General features: G+C 36.1%; 20 protein-coding genes. 8 read left to right on the forward strand and 12 right to left on the reverse strand.

Translation table 11 applies throughout. From position 1 onward, the window contains the following. Positions 1 to 31: 31 nt before the first annotated feature. Together pflB and COE25_RS06085 are read right to left on the reverse strand one after the other, a co-directional pair. Positions 32 to 2257, reverse strand: coding sequence for a formate C-acetyltransferase (pflB, locus tag COE25_RS06080; RefSeq protein ID WP_098931990.1), 2226 nt, complete (start codon positions 2255 to 2257; stop codon positions 32 to 34). Between the two features lie 335 nt (positions 2258 to 2592). Further along, the gene (locus tag COE25_RS06085; protein ID WP_088088621.1) at positions 2593 to 3045 is read right to left on the reverse strand and encodes a cupredoxin domain-containing protein; all 453 of its coding nucleotides are present in this window, start codon (positions 3043 to 3045) and stop codon (positions 2593 to 2595) included. A 292-nt stretch (positions 3046 to 3337) separates the two neighbouring features. Here COE25_RS06085 and mprF point away from each other — a divergent pair, with 292 nt between their 5' ends. Both mprF and COE25_RS06095 read left to right on the forward strand, forming a co-directional pair. Further along, a complete protein-coding gene (gene mprF, locus COE25_RS06090; RefSeq protein ID WP_257208698.1) occupies positions 3338 to 5866 on the forward strand; it encodes a bifunctional lysylphosphatidylglycerol flippase/synthetase MprF in 2529 nt (842 codons plus the stop codon). A 145-nt stretch (positions 5867 to 6011) separates the two neighbouring features. Then, positions 6012 to 7169, forward strand: a complete 1158-nt coding sequence (locus tag COE25_RS06095) for a D-alanyl-D-alanine carboxypeptidase family protein (RefSeq protein WP_098931839.1) — start codon at positions 6012 to 6014, stop codon at positions 7167 to 7169. Positions 7170 to 7205: 36 nt separating this feature from the next. On the opposite strand, the gene modB is transcribed toward COE25_RS06095, so the two are convergent. The 3 genes from modB to COE25_RS06110 form a co-directional block, all read right to left on the reverse strand. Continuing rightward, positions 7206 to 7868, reverse strand: a complete 663-nt coding sequence (modB, locus tag COE25_RS06100) for a molybdate ABC transporter permease subunit (RefSeq protein ID WP_180247425.1) — start codon at positions 7866 to 7868, stop codon at positions 7206 to 7208. An 8-nt stretch (positions 7869 to 7876) separates the two neighbouring features. Then, the gene (locus COE25_RS32190) at positions 7877 to 8038 is read right to left on the reverse strand and encodes a molybdate ABC transporter substrate-binding protein (RefSeq protein WP_098931992.1); all 162 of its coding nucleotides are present in this window, start codon (positions 8036 to 8038) and stop codon (positions 7877 to 7879) included. A gap of 197 nt (positions 8039 to 8235) precedes the next feature. After that, positions 8236 to 8478: a YkuS family protein gene (locus COE25_RS06110; RefSeq protein ID WP_026563751.1), complete on the reverse strand. Its 243-nt coding sequence runs from the start codon at positions 8476 to 8478 to the stop codon at positions 8236 to 8238. Between the two features lie 102 nt (positions 8479 to 8580). Here COE25_RS06110 and COE25_RS06115 point away from each other — a divergent pair, with 102 nt between their 5' ends. Next, positions 8581 to 8712, forward strand: a complete 132-nt coding sequence (locus tag COE25_RS06115) for a YuzL family protein (protein WP_088088616.1) — start codon at positions 8581 to 8583, stop codon at positions 8710 to 8712. A 45-nt stretch (positions 8713 to 8757) separates the two neighbouring features. Here the strand turns inward: COE25_RS06115 and COE25_RS06120 are convergent, their stop codons facing one another. Both COE25_RS06120 and COE25_RS06125 read right to left on the reverse strand, forming a co-directional pair. Further along, positions 8758 to 10377, reverse strand: coding sequence for an ABC-F family ATP-binding cassette domain-containing protein (locus COE25_RS06120; protein WP_088088615.1), 1620 nt, complete (start codon positions 10375 to 10377; stop codon positions 8758 to 8760). 377 nt (positions 10378 to 10754) lie between these two features. Beyond that, positions 10755 to 11357 carry an SCO family protein gene (locus COE25_RS06125; protein ID WP_098931843.1) on the reverse strand — a complete coding sequence of 201 codons (603 nt, stop codon included), beginning with the start codon at positions 11355 to 11357 and terminating at the stop codon, positions 10755 to 10757. Positions 11358 to 11542: 185 nt separating this feature from the next. Here COE25_RS06125 and COE25_RS06130 point away from each other — a divergent pair, with 185 nt between their 5' ends. Together COE25_RS06130 and COE25_RS06135 are read left to right on the forward strand one after the other, a co-directional pair. After that, positions 11543 to 11935, forward strand: a complete 393-nt coding sequence (locus COE25_RS06130; RefSeq protein ID WP_098931845.1) for a CidA/LrgA family protein — start codon at positions 11543 to 11545, stop codon at positions 11933 to 11935. Beyond that, positions 11919 to 12596, forward strand: a complete 678-nt coding sequence (locus COE25_RS06135; RefSeq protein ID WP_088088612.1) for an LrgB family protein — start codon at positions 11919 to 11921, stop codon at positions 12594 to 12596. The genes COE25_RS06130 and COE25_RS06135 overlap by 17 nt, the downstream gene beginning before the upstream one ends. Positions 12597 to 12662: 66 nt before the next feature. Here COE25_RS06135 and COE25_RS30545 read toward each other — a convergent pair whose 3' ends face one another. Next, the gene (locus COE25_RS30545; protein ID WP_098931847.1) at positions 12663 to 12806 is read right to left on the reverse strand and encodes a hypothetical protein; all 144 of its coding nucleotides are present in this window, start codon (positions 12804 to 12806) and stop codon (positions 12663 to 12665) included. A gap of 47 nt (positions 12807 to 12853) precedes the next feature. Here COE25_RS30545 and COE25_RS06145 point away from each other — a divergent pair, with 47 nt between their 5' ends. Next, complete coding sequence (locus COE25_RS06145; RefSeq protein WP_257208699.1) at positions 12854 to 13072, forward strand: cold-shock protein; 219 nt, start codon at positions 12854 to 12856, stop codon at positions 13070 to 13072. Positions 13073 to 13120: 48 nt separating this feature from the next. On the opposite strand, the gene COE25_RS06150 is transcribed toward COE25_RS06145, so the two are convergent. From COE25_RS06150 to yhfH, 3 genes are all read right to left on the reverse strand, one after another. Beyond that, entirely contained in the window at positions 13121 to 13369 is a 249-nt protein-coding gene (locus tag COE25_RS06150; protein WP_088088610.1) for a transcriptional regulator SplA domain-containing protein, read from the reverse strand. A gap of 17 nt (positions 13370 to 13386) precedes the next feature. Next, positions 13387 to 13560, reverse strand: coding sequence for a hypothetical protein (locus tag COE25_RS30550; RefSeq protein ID WP_179195901.1), 174 nt, complete (start codon positions 13558 to 13560; stop codon positions 13387 to 13389). Positions 13561 to 13711: 151 nt separating this feature from the next. Then, on the reverse strand, positions 13712 to 13846 hold the full coding sequence (gene yhfH / locus COE25_RS06155) for a protein YhfH (protein WP_088088609.1): 135 nt from the start codon (positions 13844 to 13846) through the stop codon (positions 13712 to 13714). A gap of 297 nt (positions 13847 to 14143) precedes the next feature. Here yhfH and COE25_RS06160 point away from each other — a divergent pair, with 297 nt between their 5' ends. Both COE25_RS06160 and fdhF read left to right on the forward strand, forming a co-directional pair. Beyond that, entirely contained in the window at positions 14144 to 16297 is a 2154-nt protein-coding gene (locus COE25_RS06160) for a PAS domain S-box protein (protein ID WP_098931849.1), read from the forward strand. A 148-nt stretch (positions 16298 to 16445) separates the two neighbouring features. After that, the gene (gene fdhF / locus COE25_RS31370; protein ID WP_373605340.1) at positions 16446 to 18506 is read left to right on the forward strand and encodes a formate dehydrogenase subunit alpha; all 2061 of its coding nucleotides are present in this window, start codon (positions 16446 to 16448) and stop codon (positions 18504 to 18506) included. A 206-nt stretch (positions 18507 to 18712) separates the two neighbouring features. Here the strand turns inward: fdhF and COE25_RS06175 are convergent, their stop codons facing one another. Beyond that, positions 18713 to 20014, reverse strand: a complete 1302-nt coding sequence (locus COE25_RS06175; RefSeq protein WP_088088604.1) for an MFS transporter — start codon at positions 20012 to 20014, stop codon at positions 18713 to 18715. Positions 20015 to 20063: the final 49 nt, after the last annotated feature.

Genomic DNA, 20063 nt, shown 5'->3' on the forward strand with positions numbered 1-20063 from the left:
TCTGATTCCAGCGCCTAGCAGCGCTTCCGCTTTATAATGATTCGTGGAAAGTACGATTAATAACGTCTAATTGCTGTTCTTTTGTTAATTTAATAAAGTTTACTGCATAACCAGATACACGGATTGTTAATTGTGGATAAAGCTCTGGGTGTTCCATTGCATCAATTAATGTTTCTCTATTAAAGACGTTAACATTTAAGTGATGACCTGATTTGATAGCATATCCATCTAGGATGGATACTAGGTTGCGCACTTGGCTTTCTTCTTCTTTACCTAAAGCTTTAGGCACAATTGAGAAGGTATTTGAAATTCCATCCATTGCATAATTGTAAGGAAGTTTTGCAACAGAAGAAAGGGAAGCTAATGTTCCTTTTGTGTCACGTCCATGCATTGGGTTAGCACCTGGTGCAAATGGTTCTCCCATACGACGGCCATCAGGTGTGTTACCAGTTTTCTTTCCATATACCACATTTGATGTAATCGTCAAGATTGAAAGTGTATGAACTGAGTCACGGTAAGTCTGGTGCTTGCGAAGCTTTTTCATAAAGGTTTTAAGAACTTCAACAGCAATCGCATCAACACGGTCATCGTTGTTTCCGTATTTAGGGAAGTCTCCATTCGTTTCAAAATCAACCGCAAGACCATTTTCATCACGGATTACCTTTACTTCACCATATTTAATGGCACTAAGTGAATCAGCAACAACGGATAGGCCAGCAATACCAGTTGCCATCGTACGAAGGATCTTGGTATCATGTAACGCCATTTCAATTCTTTCATAGCTGTACTTATCATGCATATAGTGAATTACATTTAATGTGTTAATATAAAGTCCAGCAAGCCATTCCATCATAAGATCAAATTTTTGCATGACTTCTTCATAATTTAATACTTCAGAAGTAATTGGCTGATATTGTGGTCCAACTTGGATTTTTAATTTTTCATCAACGCCGCCGTTAATGGAGTAAAGAAGTGCTTTTGCTAGGTTTGCACGAGCTCCGAAGAATTGCATTTGCTTACCAATTTCCATAGCGGATACACAGCAGGCAATTCCATAGTCATCGCCATATTCTGGACGCATAATATCATCGTTTTCATATTGAATGGAGCTAGTTTTGATTGACATTTTTGCGCAATACTTTTTAAAGTTCTCAGGTAACTGCGGTGACCATAAAACCGTTAAGTTTGGTTCTGGTGCGGCACCTAAATTATCTAATGTATGAAGGAAACGGAAGGAGTTCTTCGTTACAAGAGAACGACCATCATTTGCCATACCGCCAATTGACTCAGTTACCCATGTAGGGTCACCGCTGAATAATTCATTATAATCTGGTGTCCGTGCAAATTTAACGAGACGAAGTTTCATAATAAAATGGTCAACAATTTCTTGTACAGCTTCTTCAGTTAATGTACCGTTTTGTATGTCTCTTTCTACGTAAATATCTAAGAACGTTGATACACGACCAAGGCTCATCGCAGCACCATTTTGTTCCTTGATCGCTGCTAAGTAACCAAAATACACAAACTGGAATGCTTCAGCAGCATTTTTAGCAGGCTGGCTAATATCAAATCCATAGCTGTTTGCCATTTCCTTCAGTTCTTTTAACGCACGAATTTGTTCAGCGAGTTCTTCGCGAAGACGCATGTTATCTTCAGTCATTACTTTGCTTGTGTTCTTTTGATCCTTGTGCTTTTCTTGGATTAAGAAATCAACACCATAAAGGGCAACCCTACGGTAATCACCGATAATACGACCGCGGCCATATGCATCAGGAAGTCCAGTAATGATTGCAGCTTTACGTGCAAGCATCATTTCATCGGTATAGGCATCGAAGACACCTTGGTTGTGAGTTTTACGGAACTCAGTAAAGAATTTTTCAATTTCAGGGTTTAATTCGTAACCATAAGCCTCACAAGCCGCTTTCGCCATGCGAATGCCGCCAAATGGCTGCATAGAACGATTAAAAGGTTTATCAGTTTGTACACCAACTATTTTTTCAAGATCTTCATTAAGATATCCAGGACCATGGGAAGTAATAGTAGAAACGGTTTCTGTGTCCATATCCAATACTCCGCCATTTTCACGCTCTTGCTTTGTTAATTCCATTACTTGATCCCAAAGTTTAGTGGTTGCTGCAGTTGGACCTGCTAAGAAAGAGTCATCTCCTTCAAAAGGAGTAAAGTTTTTTAGGATAAAATCGCGAACGTTAACTTCTTTTGACCATGCACCTTTGGTAAATCCATTCCATTGTTCCATCATATTTCACCTCATATTTTTTATAAAATCTATATAACAGTTTTTGTATTTACTTTATGAATAAAGTATAACAGATATATTGTGAAAAAAGGTACGCATATTAGTAACTAATTGTTAAGGTTTTGTGAAGTCTGATTTAAAGGGATATTTTTCATTATCCTAGGCAGATTCTTTCTGACATTTAGATTAAAAAATAAAAACTGTACTATAATTATTAAGGGTAACAGATAAACTGTTATATAGAAAAAATCCAATAATAACAAGGTGTCAATAGTATTAATTATTAAAACAGAACTACAATTGGAATAAAAAAAGCAGGAGAAAGATCTCCTGCGTTAATCTACCACAATATAAGCAATCATTGGGCCATTTTGTGACCGATCTGAATGAACCTCACAAATCAATCGATAGGTACCCTCTTTTTCAAACTGGAGCGGAACAATGGTTTCTTCTCCTTTTCTCACTATCCCTTTTATTTTTGTTCCTTCTATATAAAAAGGATGCTCTTCACCGTTAATCCCATTAATGAATAACCTTACTTTTTCGTCTTTTTCTAAGAAAACTGTACCAGGATCCCAGCGGTAAGCCTCCATTTCTTTTCCGTTTTTCATTTTTGTACTGAATTCCGCAGTAACCATGTGAATTTCACGGATATTTGCTTTTCCTTGCTGATTAAAAACAGTTGTATCTCCAGCTTTTAATATGAACCATGCCGATAGCGAAACAAGTACAACACCAATAGCTGCAAAAAATAGTAGTGTTTCCTTTTTAAATACTACAAATTTCATTTGGTACCCCCCTCGTATATTTGTCCTACTTTATTCATATGCCTATTAGGTGAGTAAACTTGTCTCTTTTTTATTATTTTTGTACTCTCTTTGATAAATAAATCTCTTTACTCTTGGTTCACTATCAATGGTTGAACATTTAAAAAAATGTCTACAATGAGTATTAATACCCAGCAATGTGAGGAAATATTTCTTTGTTTTTCCTATAGAAAAGTTTATAGTAAAATCAGGAATTAAAAGAACACTTGCGGAGACTAGGTTGAATTAGCTGAAAAATTAGGTGGTTAGCTTGTTGGGGATTCGAAAAGAAAAGATTTTAAAAATCGCTAAATTTATTTTCCCGTTGTTACTGTTAATCTTTGCAATTATTGAAATAAAAAAATTCACCCAAAACTTAAATATACAGTTACTGAAGGATGAACTAAATCAGCTTAATATCGGGCTTCTTCTATTAATAATAGCAATCACCTTTGTCGCTGTTTTACCAATGTTGCTTTATGATGTGATATTAGTCAGGATATTAAAATTGAAAGTCCCAATTCGGGATCTTTTGGAACAATCATTCATTGCGAATTCCTTTTCAAATTTAATTGGCTTCGGTGGATTAATAGGGGGAATGTTAAGGACGTACTTCTTTCATAAGCTCGAACAGGACAAGCGAAGGCTTTTGGGGGTTATTGCTTCTGTATCCTTATTTTATTTAACAGGGGTATCAGTTTTATCATGGATCGTTATAATAAAGCATCGAAATTTTCCACTGCTTGTTGATACAAGATGGCTCTATTTTGCTGTCCTTGGGGTCGGTTTATACTTACCGCTTTTTATTATCATCCATATGATTAAATCAAATAAGGGCAGTCAGTCACTATTAAGTACAAATATTACTTTGAAGCTTATCTTGGTTTCAATTATCGAATGGCTCGCGGTATTTTTTGCAATTTTGATCTTATGCAGGATTTTAGGGATTTCAATTACTGCAGACAGTCTATTTCCTGTCTATATTGTAGCTGCTTGTGCAGGCATCATAAGTATGATTCCAGGAGGGCTAGGGTCCTTTGATTTAGTGTTTATTTGGGGGATGCAAGAGTTATTTATTCCCGAAGAAAAAGTGCTTGTTTTGCTTTTATTTTATCGGATTGGGTATTATTTTTTACCGTTCCTTTTAAGCCTTGTATTCTTTGTTAAGCTTTATTGGGAAAAATGGAACCAAACCTGGAATGATCTTCCTAAAGCTGTTGTCCAAGGATTTAGTCATGTCTTGTTAACGATGCTTGTTTTTTTATCAGGTTTAATCTTGCTTTTATCTGCAAGTATCCCTGGAATTATGTCCAGACTAAAGGTAGCCCAGGAGCTTTTATCGTTTCCAATCATTAACGTATCACACCAATTATCGGTGGCTGCAGGGTTTTTGTTACTAGGATTATCTCGAGGAATTGAATATAGTGTGAAGAGAGCGTATGAGTTGACAATGTTCGCCCTAATTCTAGCGGCACTATTCTCTATTTTTAAAGGGATTGATTATGAGGAAGCGATATTTTTAATTATTGTTGCCCTTTTACTACGGATGTCAAAAGGTCAATTTTATCGTGAGAGTTATGTACTGACATGGGGAAAAACGATCTTTGATATTACGATTATTCTAATGATTACTGCAATGTATCTCTTAATAGGGTATGCAAACCTGCCGATCTCAAAAATAGAAATCCCTTCCAAGCTTTTGCCTTATGTAATTGTCGATTATCGGGATTTATTTACGAGTGCTGTTATAGGACTTGTCATTGCTTTATTAATACTTATGTTTGGCTATTTAATCAGTTTGCCTAAAAAGTGGTCATTGGAGAGGTCCAATGATCGAGATAAAGAAATTATTGCTCATTTAACCAAGTATCAAGGAAAGGTACTTTCCCATTTAATTTTTTTACATGACAAATTAATCTTTTGGAACAGTAAAAAGAATGTTTTATTATCCTATCAACAATATGCAGACAAGTTAGTTATTCTCGGCGACCCGATTGGGGAAAAAAACGAATTATCTAATGCAATTGAGGAATTTCAGGAAATAGCCGATTTACATGGTTTTACTCCTGTTTTTTATCAGGTAAGTGATGATATGCTTCCGTATCTCCACGGCCATGGCTTTGCTTTTTTTAAATTGGGTGAAGAGGCGTTTGTTGATCTGAAGAATTTTTCCCTTTCAGGAAACAAAATGAAGGGCTTACGGACATTAAGAAATAAATTTGCGCGAGCAAACTATTCTTTTGAAGTAGTTAACCCTCCATTTTCACCAGGGCTGGTGGAAGAACTTAGAGAAATATCTAATGAGTGGCTTCTAGGGCGAACTGAGAAGGGTTTTTCTTTGGGGTTCTTTGATGAAGAATATTTAAATAAGGCGCCGATTGCCATTTTAAAAGATGAAAATATGCAAACACTTGGCTTTATGAGCATTATGTATGTTTACGATGACTATCAGACGATATCTGTTGATTTAATGAGATTTAGACCCGAAGTATCATCAGGTACTGTTGATTATCTTTTCCTCTGTTTATTTGATTGGGCAAAGGAACAAGGGTACGGCCGCTTTAATATGGGGATGGCCCCACTTGCGAATGTAGGATTATCAAGGTTTTCTTTTCTAGGCGAGAAAATTGCTGCGCAAATTTTCCTGCACGGACACTTTATTTATCATTTCCAAGGTCTGAGAAAATTTAAGCAGAAATATACAAACATTTGGGAGCCTAAATACTTGGCTTACCGCAGAAAATCGTCATTACCATTAATAATGGCTCAAATAACTTTATTGATATCAAAAAAAAGAAATTAGAACTATTACCGGCGGATGATACCTGCCGGCTTTTATTTTTCCTATAATTGATCTTTAATTAATAATTTCTATTTTGAAACTATTATTTTGCAAAACTATCTGGTAATATTAATTTGGAAATAATGTAAAAGTTGGGTGTTATCTATTGAAAAAGTTAATATCGTTAATTATTTTTATCCTAATTATTTGTTCTAACCATTTAAACACCTTTGCGGCAATAAATGGTCCGATAGAACTGAAAAGTAAGGGGGCTGTTCTGTTAGATTCAGATACAGGTGCTATTCTCTTTGCGAAAAATGCCAATCAAAGAATGTACCCTGCAAGTCTAACGAAAATAGCAACTGCAATCTATGCAATTGAAAAGGGAAACTTGGACAGCATCGTAACTGTTAGTGGTAATGCAGTTAGACAAGATGGAACAAGGGTATATTTAGATGAAGGGGAAAAGATCCCTTTAAAAAAATTGATCCAAGGCATGCTAATTAATTCCGGAAATGATGCAGCTGTAGCAATCGCGGAACATTTAGATGGAAGTGTTGAACAGTTTGCTGTTCATTTGAATGGGTATTTAAAATCAACGATTGGCGTCAAGAACACACATTTTATCAATCCCAACGGTTTGTTTGATAAAAACCACTATACGACAGCAATGGATTTAGCAATAATAACTAATTATGCAATTAAGAATCCCATTTTTGCTGACATCTTTGGAACAAAAGTCCTCAAATGGGAGGGGCAATCTTGGAAAACGAAAATCCTAACCCACCACCGCATGCTTAAAGGAGAGTTAGCTTATCCAGGAATAACTGGCGGCAAAACAGGGTATACAAGTGAGGCAAAACAAACTCTGGCTACTACAGCTAGAAATGCCAAATTAGGGTTGACAGCAGTCGTTTTAAATTCTGAACAACAAAGAGAGAAATATGATGATACAGCCCGTTTGTTTGATTATGGTTTTAAGAACTTTCAGCATTCAATATTAAAGCAAGATGAAATTTACAAAAAGGATAATAAAGAATTTTGTCCTGAAATGGACACCCTGATCACTGAATCAATAAATGGTACAATTAAAGAGGTAAATACTGAGGGGAAACTATCGATAAAAAATACTAACGGGCAAGTAGTTCAGTTAGTACCATTAAAATATAAAGAGCCAATTCCGGAGAAGGTTACAATTAAAAGCGATAAAATTAGTGTTAAGAAACAACAGGTTTCCCATTTTAATGCGATATATGGGATCATTATCATCGCATTTGCGGGAATTTTTATAGGTGTAAGGAAGAAATTTATAAAAAAATACTAATCTTATCATAAAAGCCATGGAAAGGATGAAACCTTTTCATGGCTTTTTTTGTGTTACATTGGTAGCAAGTAACATTAAGGATGAGATAATAATCATCGATATGACAAGGAGCCAGGCTAATTTCATGTTCCCAGATTCCATGGCTATATAAATGGCGGTGGGAGCAGTTTGTGTTTTTCCGGGAATATTGCCGGCGAACATGAAGGTTGCTCCGAATTCACCTAGTGCTCTTGCAAAACTGAGAATAAGGCCCGTAATAATTGATTTTGTAGATAATGGCAGGGTTACAAGTAAAAATACATTCAGTTCGTTTGCACCATCAACTCTTGCTGCTTCTTCTATTCCCTTATCAACAGCTTGAAAACCAATCTTTACCGTTTGGTACATTAAGGGAAAAGCAACAATGGTTGAAGCAATCACTGCAGCAAAAGGTGTAAAAATAATGGAACTATCAAATAGTTTATTTATTATTGATCCAACCGGACTATTCCCACCAAAAAAGAATATCAGTAAAAATCCGATCACTGTAGGGGGCAATACGATTGGAAGCAACAGAAAAATTTCAATGAGCATTTTTCCCCTAAAGAGTCCTTTGGATAGTAATCTAGCTAATAAGATTCCAAACACAAACACTAAGGTAACAGAAATAGACGCAACCTTTAGCGATAAAATAATGGGGGACCAGAATTCACTTTGCATCAAAAAGATCAATCCAATACTTTAAAACCATATTTTTTAAATATCGCTCGTGCCGTAGGATTTTGTAAATAATCATAAAATAGAGAAACCTCTTTCTTGTTAACAGATGACTTTATAATACCTGCAGAATAAATAATTGGTTCGTGAGAATGTTCCTCAGCGACAGTAATAACCTATACTTTATCAGATCCTTTTAGATCTGTCATATAGACGATGCCAGCATCAACACTTTTCGTCTCCACATAGGTAATTCGTCCTTTCAAACATCTTCATTCATAAATCATTATAGCAAATTGATTTAATCATAAAAGATTAGAAACAAAAAAAAGACTAAAGTAAATCCTTTAGTCTTTGAAAAATAACCTGATTATTGTAGTCTACTTTCGACTTGTTGACATACTTCATCAGCAGACAGGCCGTTTGCGTCTATAACTGATCCTTTTGTAAAGGTATCCTGCATACCCATTACATTAGAATCTAGTCCTGTAACCACACAGCAATCACAATTCTGAGCATCCGACTCTTGCTTTAATTCGATCACATCATGTCCTTTTTCACGTAAAGCCTGTTGAACTTGTGCAAGAGATTGTTCCACACCAATTTTTGCCATACAAAACACCTCCTCCTCTAAATTATCTTGCCTAACTTTACCGTAATTATTCGGAATAAGTAGCTATAATCATCCAAAAACTAATAGGGGAGGTGTACAAAAATGGGAAAACGTAAAAAGGATCCATCGACAATCGGGTTGACTTCCCCGCAAGTAGAAGGTCAGGGAACAACTACAACCGAAACAGGTTCACGGACTGAACCATCATCAAGCAGAAAACAGAAAAAAAGCTAAACAAGCAGGCACCCACGTTACAAACCGTGGGTGCCGTCTAATTATTTATTGGTACATCTGTGCAACTTGCTTCTGAATCTCATCATTTTCAAGGTATTCATCATAGCTCATTTGCTTATCTACTAAGCCTTTTGGTGTTAATTCGAAAATTCGATTGGCGATTGTTTGGATAAATTGATGGTCATGGGACGCAAAAAGCAACGAGCCCTTAAAGTTAATAAGACCATTATTAAGAGCCGTAATCGATTCTAAGTCTAAATGGTTAGTTGGTTCATCAAGAAGGAGAACATTCGCACCATTTAACATCATTTTAGAAAGCATACAGCGAACTTTTTCTCCCCCGGAAAGGACACTTGCTTTTTTCAGAACTTCTTCACCAGAGAAAAGCATTCTTCCTAAAAATCCACGTAAAAAGCTCTCGCTGTCATCTTTAGGTGAGAATTGACGAAGCCAATCCACTAGGTTTAAGTCACTGTTTTCAAAATACTCGGAGTTATCCTTCGGGAAATACGCTTGAGAAGTAGTAATTCCCCATTTAAAGGTACCACTATCTGCTTCCATTTCGCCCATTAGAATTTTAAACAGTACCGTCTTAGCAGCTTCATTTGTTCCAACAAGAGCAATTTTATCACCCTTATTGACAATAAAATTAACGTTATCAAGAACCTTTACACCATCAATGGTTTTTGTTAATCCTTCAACGCGTAACAAATCATTCCCAATTTCTCGGTCTGGCGTAAAGCCAACAAAAGGATACCGGCGAGATGAAGGTCTAATGTCATCAAGCGTAATTTTATCCAGTAGCTTCTTACGAGAAGTAGCTTGTTTAGATTTCGAGGCATTGGCACTAAAGCGTGCAATAAAGGCTTGTAATTCCTTGATTTTTTCTTCCTTCTTTTTATTAGCGTCTGAAGTTAATCTTGTAGCTAATTGACTTGATTCATACCAGAAATCATAGTTACCAACATAAACTTGAATTTTCCCAAAATCTAAGTCGGCGATATGAGTACAAACCTTATTAAGGAAATGACGGTCATGGGAAACAACAATAACAGTGTTTTCAAAGTTAATTAAGAAGTCTTCCAACCATTGAATGGCTTTGATGTCCAAGTGGTTTGTAGGCTCATCGAGAAGTAAAACGTCTGGTCTGCCAAACAAAGCTTGTGCAAGCAGCACTTTCACTTTTTCTGACCCAGTTATTTCAGCCATTTTCTTATAATGAAGGTCCTCACCAATGCCAAGTCCTTTTAGAAGAATAGCTGCTTCTGGTTCTGCTTCCCAACCGTTTAATTCGGCAAATTCACCCTCAAGCTCAGCAGCCTTCATACCGTCTTCATCCGTGAAGTTTTCCTTCATATAGATAGCGTCTTTTTCCTGCATAACTTGGTAAAGTCTCGTATGACCCATAATGACAGTCTTTAATACTTCGTATTCTTCATATTCAAAATGGTTCTGCTTTAACACAGCCATCCGTTCGTTAGGTCCGAGCTGAACAGTTCCTGTTTGTGCTTCAATTTCACCAGATAGAATTTTTAAAAAGGTTGATTTTCCGGCACCATTTGCACCAATTAGTCCGTAGCAGTTACCAGGATTAAATTTAATGTTTACATCTTCGAATAATTTCCGGTCTCCATATCTTAAACCTACGTTACTTACAGTAATCATATTTAAAACATCCTCCAAGAACAAAATATCTACTGATTATACCATTAAAATAGTAGAAGAGCGAATTCTTTCAGATGAAGTTCTTTTTAAAAGAAAAATTTTCTAAAAAAATTTCTCCAATTTCACACTTTATTCATATTTTTGATGTAGAATTGGGATATGAAGCAAGTAAAAGAAGGTGTGAGAAATATGGCGAAGAATCAACTGACTGAACTCGTTAACAAGTTAAAAAAGGCCGGTATAAAAGCGAGTTTAACAAAACCAAAGTCTAATTACCTATTGTCTTTACAGCAAATAAAAAAATACCCTTCATCCGTGAATTAAAGAAAAAAGTAATAAAAAGCGATAAATCCCAAGTGGACTAATCGCTTTTTTGTTTAGTCTAATTTATCCATTACTGTGTCATAAACTTCTTTTTTATTAAAGTCTTTTCCCATTGGAAACTTGTCGATGAATTTATTGTTTTCATCAACCAGGAAGGTAAAGGTTGAATGGATGAATTGACCATTGCCAGGATCTTTAAATTGAAATTGCATCGCATCCGCAACCTTTTTCATTTCTTGGCGGTCCCTTTTTATGTTTTGCTTGTCTCCTGTTAAGAATAACCATTGTTTGTTATTCTCTATCTCAAACCCCTGCATATAACTAGTTAATATCTCGGGAGTATCTCGATATGGATCGATGGTAATTGTTAAAAATTCAATATCCTTACCAAAAACGCCAATCTTTTCAAAATCTTTTTTCAGGTCAATCATTTTTTCGGTGGTTGTTGGACAAATATCAGGACAATGAGTGTAGATGAATTCAACAAGTTTTAATTTGGTATGATCCTTACCAAAATTATATGAATCACCGTTTTGGTCTATCAAGGTAACTACTGCAGGTATTTTTGCATTTGCATCGCGAATGAGAAAGAAAGAAATTCCTGCTGCAATCCCAATAAACACAGTAAGACTGCATATTAAATAGATCTTTTTCATATGTATCCCTCCTACCATTAAGATAAAGAAGTTATTCGAAAAAAGATATGGATATTTTGTGAACAAAAGTTAATGCAAATTTAAAGTGATTCCTTTATACTGTAGTATTATTGATTATATTTTTTTAAAAATTTAGAATATTGCTGATTGTACTTTTTTATTTCAGAGAAAAGGAGGGGGATTTAGTGAAAAAAGTGCTGACATTTTCTAGTCAAATATTGATATTAATTGTGATTTATCAGATTGGAAATCAAATTGCACGAATTCTTCATTTGCAAATTCCAGGAAATGTTATCGGTATACTACTCCTTTTAGTTTTACTCTGGAAAGGTGTAATAAAAGTCGAACAAATAGACGTAGCGGCCACATGGTTATTAAAACATTTAAGCTTTTTTTTCATTCCTATTGCCGTAGGATTAATGACATTGGGGCCCATCTTCATACATAAGGGCGTCATTATCTTATTTGTCCTTGTAACAAGTACTTTTATTGGACTTTTATCGGCAGGTAAAGCCACCCAATCAGTGATTATGAAAAAAGAAAAGGTGAAAGTGAATTATCATGATCACAGTTTATAGTATTTTCCTAACAATTGCTGTCTATAAACTATCTCGTTGGTTTGGCCAAAAGTATTCCTCCCCTTTAACAAGCCCAGTATTTTTAAGTACATTCATCATTATTATCCTATTAGTAGGATCACATATTACTTATCGTGAATATATTCCTGCTAAAAAAATTATGACTTACCTGCTCGGTCCAGCAACAGTGGCCTTAGCAGTGCCAATCTACAAGAATCGGAATTTGATTGCAAAGTATAGGGTTGCTGCTTGCGTTGGACTTTTAATTGGGACATTTACAACGATTACCACTGCCCTAGTTATTGCTAAAAGCTTCTATTTCTCTAAAATGCTACTTCTTTCGTTAACGATAAAGTCAGTTACGGTCCCAGTTGCAACAGAAATTGGGAAAATAATTAAAGCTAATGTATCACTCATTGTTGCTTTTGTTATTCTTACTGGAATGATTGGAGCTATGTTTGGTCCAAAGCTTCTGACTATATTTAAAATTCATCATCCTTTTGCTCGAGGCTTATCAATCGGGACCATAGCACATGGAATTGGCACAGCTGAAGCAGTCAAGGAGGGAGAAATCCAGGGAGCTGTTGCTGGAGCAGCAATGGGAATTGCCGCCTTATTAATTTCGTTTATCGTACCATATCTAATTCCTTATTTCCTATAGAAAAACTAAAGCCTTCCATTTAATAGGAAGGCTTTAGTTTTTTCATAATTTAAATAGAAAAAATCTCTACTTTTCTTTTTTATTATCAAGGTACATGCCAGCAAGTAACTTCTTGACTTCATTATAACTTAAGCCAGATTGGCTATTTAACCTCTTAACTTCTTGGATATCCGTTCCAACGATTGTGTATTGGTTTTTATTTGTAAACATTATTTTTCCAACTCCTATGGATTTTATGGAAATGAAAAGCCGCTTTTTTGTGCATACTAATAAAAAAGGAGGCGGTTCCCATTTTTTACGGTAAAAGAGCTAAAGAAGAAGAAATTGAAACAATCTTGGTTGATACTGAAATCTATTCTTGTATAGATGAAGCGTGTATAGGTTGGATGAGGAAAGATTTTGTGGCAGAGGACTTACTCTGCCCAATGTGTGGCAATGAAATGCTACAGGAGATGAGAGAACTTCCGCAAATTTAAGAAATTATATATTTGTAAAGACTGTCATAGATAAATGACAGTCTTTTCTTATTCCCCAAAATCAAAAAAATGTGTATCATATGCCTTTTTTGCTGCATCAGAGCTGCTAAAAAGTGCATCATCCTCTTCAAGGTCAAGAAATTTCTCATTAAGATATAACGCTAAGTTATCAGGGTTATTTGGATGTTGGACAATTTCGGCGGCTTTAATATTTGCGGCAGTTAGAAAAGTAGGATTCCGATAAATAATATAAACTTCATCACCCGGTTTAGCATTAGCTATTTCAATCATTCCCATATAATTTAACCGCCTTCCTATAGATTTTCATTTTGCTGTTGAATCTCATCTCCGCTAATTAAAGTGTTGGCTTCTTCAAGATTTCTAAGTTCATCCACTGAATCACCTGAAACAGTTTTCGTACGACCAGCAAAAGTTTCTTTTAGAGGGTCACTTGTTCGTTCAGTTCGAGAATTATCCTTTTTAAACATTCAATTCAACTCCTTATCTTAAGGGTTTGCTTCCCTAAAAGGGATTATGCCTTCCTAATTCTCTCCAAAACGGAAATAAATTGAATACAGTAGATACCATAAATGATTAATATCAAAAAAAACTCTCCAAAAATGGAGAGTTTTTTTTGAACTATTCCTCTTTTTTAGCTAAACAGCGGTCACATTCCATAAAGTAACTTTCTGCTTGTTCCTCCATGTGCTGACCACACTCTGAACATTCCTTTTTTTGCAAAGTACGAAAAAACTCAACAGGACTCATTAACATAATAAAAATCCCCCTTTATTAATACAGTTTATTTTAATTGCTCTTGTTATAGTACAGTATAGCCGAAAAAAATTAAAATGTGTAGACTTTTTTTAAAAAAATCAGCCCTTTTTTTAAAAATAAGTCTTTTATCATAAGAATTAATTTATTCCTTTTTTCTTGTTTTAAATGAACGGTTATTTATCGGTTAGAATAAAGGGAAATAACAATCTTCGATATTTATTCCTTCCATAACATTACGATTTACATTACAATCATAGTAGAAAAGCAATATAGAAACTGGGGAGATGCTGGTAAATGATTGCAATGATCGGGACTTTTCAACCTTATTTCATTATTATTGCCATTGGATTAACCATCATGGCATCATATACAGCATTAGATATGTTTACCTTAATTAAGTCGTCTGAAAAAAATAAGAGGCTCCTGTTTTTGGGTGGAACATTATCTATGGGAATCGGGATTTGGATCATGAACTTTATCGGACTCATTTCAGAAGATACAAATCGGTTCGCAAGTTATCAAATTCCACTTACGATTCTTTCAATGGTTATTGGGATTGCTTTTACAGGAATGGCTTTCCTTTCATTTTATGGAAAACAAATTAAATATTATCATCTAATCGTGGGCAGTTTATTTCTAACCTTTGCAGTAATTGCCATACAGGTAATCGGATTATATGCAATGAATGTAAATATTAAATTTAATTTCCTCTTGCTTGTTTTTTCAGGACTTTTAATCTTTGGTTCCTTTTTATTTTCTTTATGGATTCTTTTTTCTTCAAAAAGTTATACCCAAAGTAATCAGGTTTGGTTAAAACCAATTAGTGCAATCATTATGTCATTAGCAATTATCGAAGGTCATTTTCTTTTAATGAGAGCTTCATTTACGACAACAAAGGTTCTTGGGGGATCTAGTTCTGATAGTTCCTTTATTATTTATTTGGTATTATTCGTGTCTATTTTAATTATCGGTGGACTAATCTTATCGAGTACATTAATTAGTAAACAATTAGTGGCAACCGATACAAACTTAAAAGACATCAAAGCTGCACTGGATGCTTCAACCATTGTTGCGATTACAAACCCAGTAGGAACAATCATTTTTGTAAATGATAAATTTGAAGAAATTTCTAAGTATAAGAAGGAAGAGATTATCGGTCAGAACCATAGAATAATAAATTCTGGCTATCATTCTAAAGAGTTTTTCAAAGACCTATGGCGTACGATACAAGCTGGACAAATATGGCGCGGGGAAATTCGTAATAAAGCAAAGGATGGGACGTTTTATTGGGTTGATACTACCATTGTTCCTTTTTTGAATAAAAAAGGTAAACCTGTGCAATATATTGCAATACGTTCAGATATTTCTGACCGCAAAAAGGCGGAAGAGCATCTTAAGGAAACAATTAAAGAGAATATTGATATAAAATTTGCGCTTGATCAATCATCAATTGTCGCATTTACAGATGCAAAAGGAATCATCACCAGTGTAAATGACAAGTTCTGTGAGATATCTAAATATAATCGAGAAGAACTCCTTGGGAAAGACCACAATATTCTAAATTCTGGTTACCACTCAAAGGACTTTTTCAAAAATCTTTGGAAAACTATTGGTTCTGGAAATGTCTGGAAGGGAGAAATCAGAAATAAAGCTAAAGATGGAACTTATTATTGGGTGGACACAACCATTGTTCCATTTATTAATGGTCAAGGAAAGCCATACCAATACCTTGCAATTCGCAATGATATAACAGAGCGGAAGAAAACAGAAGAGGTCCTCCATCGCCAGGATAAGCTCGCGGCTGTTGGACAATTGGCTGCAGGTGTTGCTCATGAAATCCGGAATCCACTAACCTCGATGAAAGGGTACGCGGAATTCTTGCAGTTAGACGAAAAAGATCCGGAGCGAATGGAGTTTTTGAGTATCATTCTAGATGAAATTGAACGGGTTAATACGATTGTTGAGGACTTTATGGTATTGGCAAAACCAAAGGCAGTGGAATTGGAAGAAAAAAATGTTGTTCCTGTTATTAAGAATGTTGTCTCCTTGCTTGAATTCGAAGCGAGAAAGAAAAATGTTCTTTTGACCTTTGATTGTAACCATGAAATTATTCAAATTGAATGTGATGAGAATCGCTTAAAGCAGGTATTTCTGAATTTCATTAAAAACGGAATTGAAGCTATGCCTAATGGTGGCGAATTACATGTTAAAACAATCATACATGATAATAATGTCCAAATTTCTATTCAAGACACAGGAGTAGGAATATCCAAAGAAAAATTAAAGAAACTAGGAGAACCTTTTTACACAACCAAGAAGAATGGTAACGGCTTAGGCTTAATGGTTAGTTTCAAAATTATTGAAAGCCATAATGGTAAGGTTTTTGTGGAAAGTGAACCTAATAAAGGAACAACTTTTAATATCTTATTACCGGCAAAAATTGCCTGAAAGCGGGGGGATCTAATCTCTCGTTTTTTTTTTATCCAAAATTTTCATTCAAGAAAAAGACAAATATTCTTTGAAAAAGAAATCCACAATCTTACTAAATAGATTAATATGGTAATAGAGGTATTAATGTTTTTATAGGGGAGTGAAAATGGTGGGAGAAGCAAATTTTGTTAAAACGATCTGCGGTTATTGTGGTACTGGATGTGGCTTAGTCCTTGAAGTACAAGACAACAAAATCATGAAAATCCGCGGTGACAAAGAAGCACCAGTGAACAAAGGGCAAACATGTGTAAAAGGCGCATTTGCCTATGAATACGTACATGCAAAAAATAGATTAACATCTCCACTAATCCGTAAAGCAGGAAAGCTAGTTGAAACCACTTGGGATGAAGCATATCAATTCATTGCTAGTCAATTATCCAACATAAAAACTACGTGGGGTCCAGACTCGATATCCATGTTCGCTTGCGCGAGAAATACAAACGAATCCAATTTTGTAACTCAAAAATTTATGAGGGCGGTCATTAATAGTAACAATATTGATGGCTGTAACCGTACTTGACACGCCTCTAGCGTTGCCGGTCTGGCAACTGTTTTTGGAAGCGGTTCACCGACTAATACACTAGATGATATTGATCGAGCAGAAGTGTTACTTTTGATGGGTTCAAATACAACAGAAGCACACCCCATTATTGCAAATCGTATGAAAAAAGCTGCAAAATCTGGTTTGAAAATAATTGTCATAGATCCAAGGAAAATAGATATGGTAAAATCTTCCCATCGCCATTTGCAATTAAATGTGGGCTCAGATATTGCTCTTATCAATGCTTTCATTAGAGTCATCTTAAAAGAAGGTTTATACAGTCCGGAGTTTGTCCAACAGGTTACGCTTGATTTCGAGAAGTTAGAAAAGCAAGTCGAGCCTTTTACGCTGGAATACGCTGCATCGATTACCGGTTTAAATGCAGAAGACATTGCTGCAACTGCAAGAGAGTACGCCACTTCAAACGGTTCGATGATTGCGTACACGCTCGGGATTACGGAGCATCACTGTGGTGTAAATAATGTATTTGATATAGCAAATCTTGCATTATTAACTGGGAATATCGGTAAACCAGGCTCTGGTGTCATGCCGCTTCGAGGTCAGAATAATGTTCAAGGTGCAGGTGATATGGGCTGTTTGCCAAACCAATTAACAGGTGGTATGAGCGTAGTAAATCGTGATTCCCGGGCGCGGTTTGAAAAGGAATGGAATGTTGAACTAAACCCAAGAGTGGGTGACACACAAACGAGAACTTTTGATCGGATCGAGTCGGGTGAATTAAAGGCACTTTATGTCATTGGTGAAAACCCGCTCCTTGCTGATGTTCATATGAATCATACACAAACATTGTTTGAAAAGCTTGATTTATTAATTGTTCAAGATATTTTCTTAACGGAAACAGCAAGAATGGCTGATGTTGTTTTACCAGCACGTTCATGGGGTGAGGTGGATGGAACATATACCAACACCGACCGGAGAGTTCAAAGAGTTCGCAAAGCGGTAGAACCACACCCAAATGTGAAAGAAGACTGGGAAATCCTATGTGACCTTTCTACGATTATGGGCTATCCAATTCACTATAACAACAGTGAAGAAATCTGGGATGAAGTTAGAAAACTAGCTTGGGAGATGTACGGGGGCATATCGTATGAAAGACTTGAAAAAGAGTATGGTATTCATTATCCTTGCCCAGATGAAAACCATCCAGGAACACTTATCTTGCACGAGAGGTTCCACCAAATGGAGTCGACATCAATAAAGTCATCATTTGTACCGGTAGATTATACTGCACCATTGGAACTCCCTGATGCTGAATATCCATTTACACTAACAACAGGAAGACGTTATGAATCTTACAATACACATTCTCAGACGCGTCATTATGCCGCTGGAGTTAAATTAAAACAAACAGAAGAAACAGTTGATATTCATCCAAACGATGCTGCAGCTTTAGGTATAACAGATGGTGAAGTGGTAAAGGTTCGCTCGAGAAGAGGAGAACTACAGGTAAAGGCGAAGATTACCGAACAAGTAGTCCCAGGGCTCGTTTTTATGAGCTTCCACTGGAGTGAAACACCGACCAATGTCTTAACCTTAAATGAGTTTGATCCTATTTCAGGAACAGCCGAATATAAGGCTTGTGCTGTTGCAATATCGAGGATATAGAGAATTTATTTAAAGACGCAGTTTAATGACTGCGTTTTTTTATTTTTCAAAAGGCTGTGTTAAAGGTTGATTTTTAAAGCCAAGTTGATTGGAGAGGAAGGGGCGACCCCACAGGCGCTTAGCGCCGAGGAGGCTCCCCGAACCGCCTGGACGGAAATCAACAGCCAAGTTTAACACAGCCTTTTACATAAAAAAACAAGCCGGATTTATCCGACTTGTTGTGTAAATGATTTAGCTGCTGTAGCTTTTCTTTGATAGAAATACCAGTTGAGTCCAAATGCCACTACATAAAAAGCAATAAAGAAGTAAAAAGCTGTAACAGGAGTGCCTGTCGCCTTAACTGACCATCCGAAAAGCTTTGGAATAAAGAATGATCCGTAGGCTGCAAATGCCGCTGAAAACCCAATTACAGGTGCTGCTTCTTTAGGAATAAAAAGGTTCGGAATCATTTGGAAAGTCGAGCCTGAACCAATACCAGATGCAACGAACAGAATTAAGAAGGATAATAAGAATCCAGCAAATTGTTTTCCATTTAGGAAATAAATAACTCCTGCAGCGCCAATTCCCATGATGACTAAAACATAGGCAGTTACCTTTGCACCCCCAAGTTTGTCTCCCATCCAACCACCAACAGGTCGTGCCGCAGCGGCAACTAATGCACCAAGAAAGGCAAGTGATATATGCTCAGGGAATTGTGATCTTAATAAAAGCGGAAATGCCGCTGAATAACCAATGAATGAACCAAATGTTGCTACATAAAGAGCTGTCATAATCCAAGTGTGTTTCCGTTTTACAATCACAAATTGTTCCGCAACTGATTGCTTTGCACCTGGTACATTATCCATCTTAAACATTGCTAAAACTGTCAAGATGACAATAGGAATCACCCAAATAAATGCTGCGTTCTGTAACCAAACCTCCTGACCATTTGCCAAAACTTGTTTACCGCCAACTAATGCAAACGTTCCTGAGGTAACAATTAATGGTGTAACGAATTGAACGACAGATACACCCATGTTTCCTAAACCACCATTAATACCAAGTGCTGTCCCTTTTTCCTTTTTCGGAAAGAAGAAGCTAATATTTGCTGACGAAGATGAGAAATTACCGCCGCCTAGTCCGCAAAGAGCTGCAAGCAATAACATGATAGAAAATGGTGTTTCCGGATTTTGGACTGCAAAGCCAATACCAATCGCTGGAATTGCTAAGATTGCTGTTGAAATTACTGTCCAGTTTTTTCCGCCAATGGAACCGACAGCAAATGTATAAACAAAGCGAAGTGTCGCACCAACTAGACCAGGAACTGCTGCAAGTGTAAATAATTGTTCTTCAGTGAAATGGAAACCGATGTCGTTAAGTCTAACGGCAACGACTGACCAAATCTGCCAAACGATAAAAGCAATCATCAATGATGGTACTGATATCCACAGATTTCGTCTTGCATGTTTTTTTCCTTCAGCGTTCCAAAATTTTTCGTCCTCAGGATTCCAATAATTAATTCGGGCCATGATATTTTCCCCCTTATTTTTTTCAATTAATAATTTACTGGTATGGTGT

This window comes from Bacillus sp. AFS031507 (assembly GCF_002584635.1).
Lineage (GTDB): Bacteria > Bacillota > Bacilli > Bacillales > Cytobacillaceae > Neobacillus.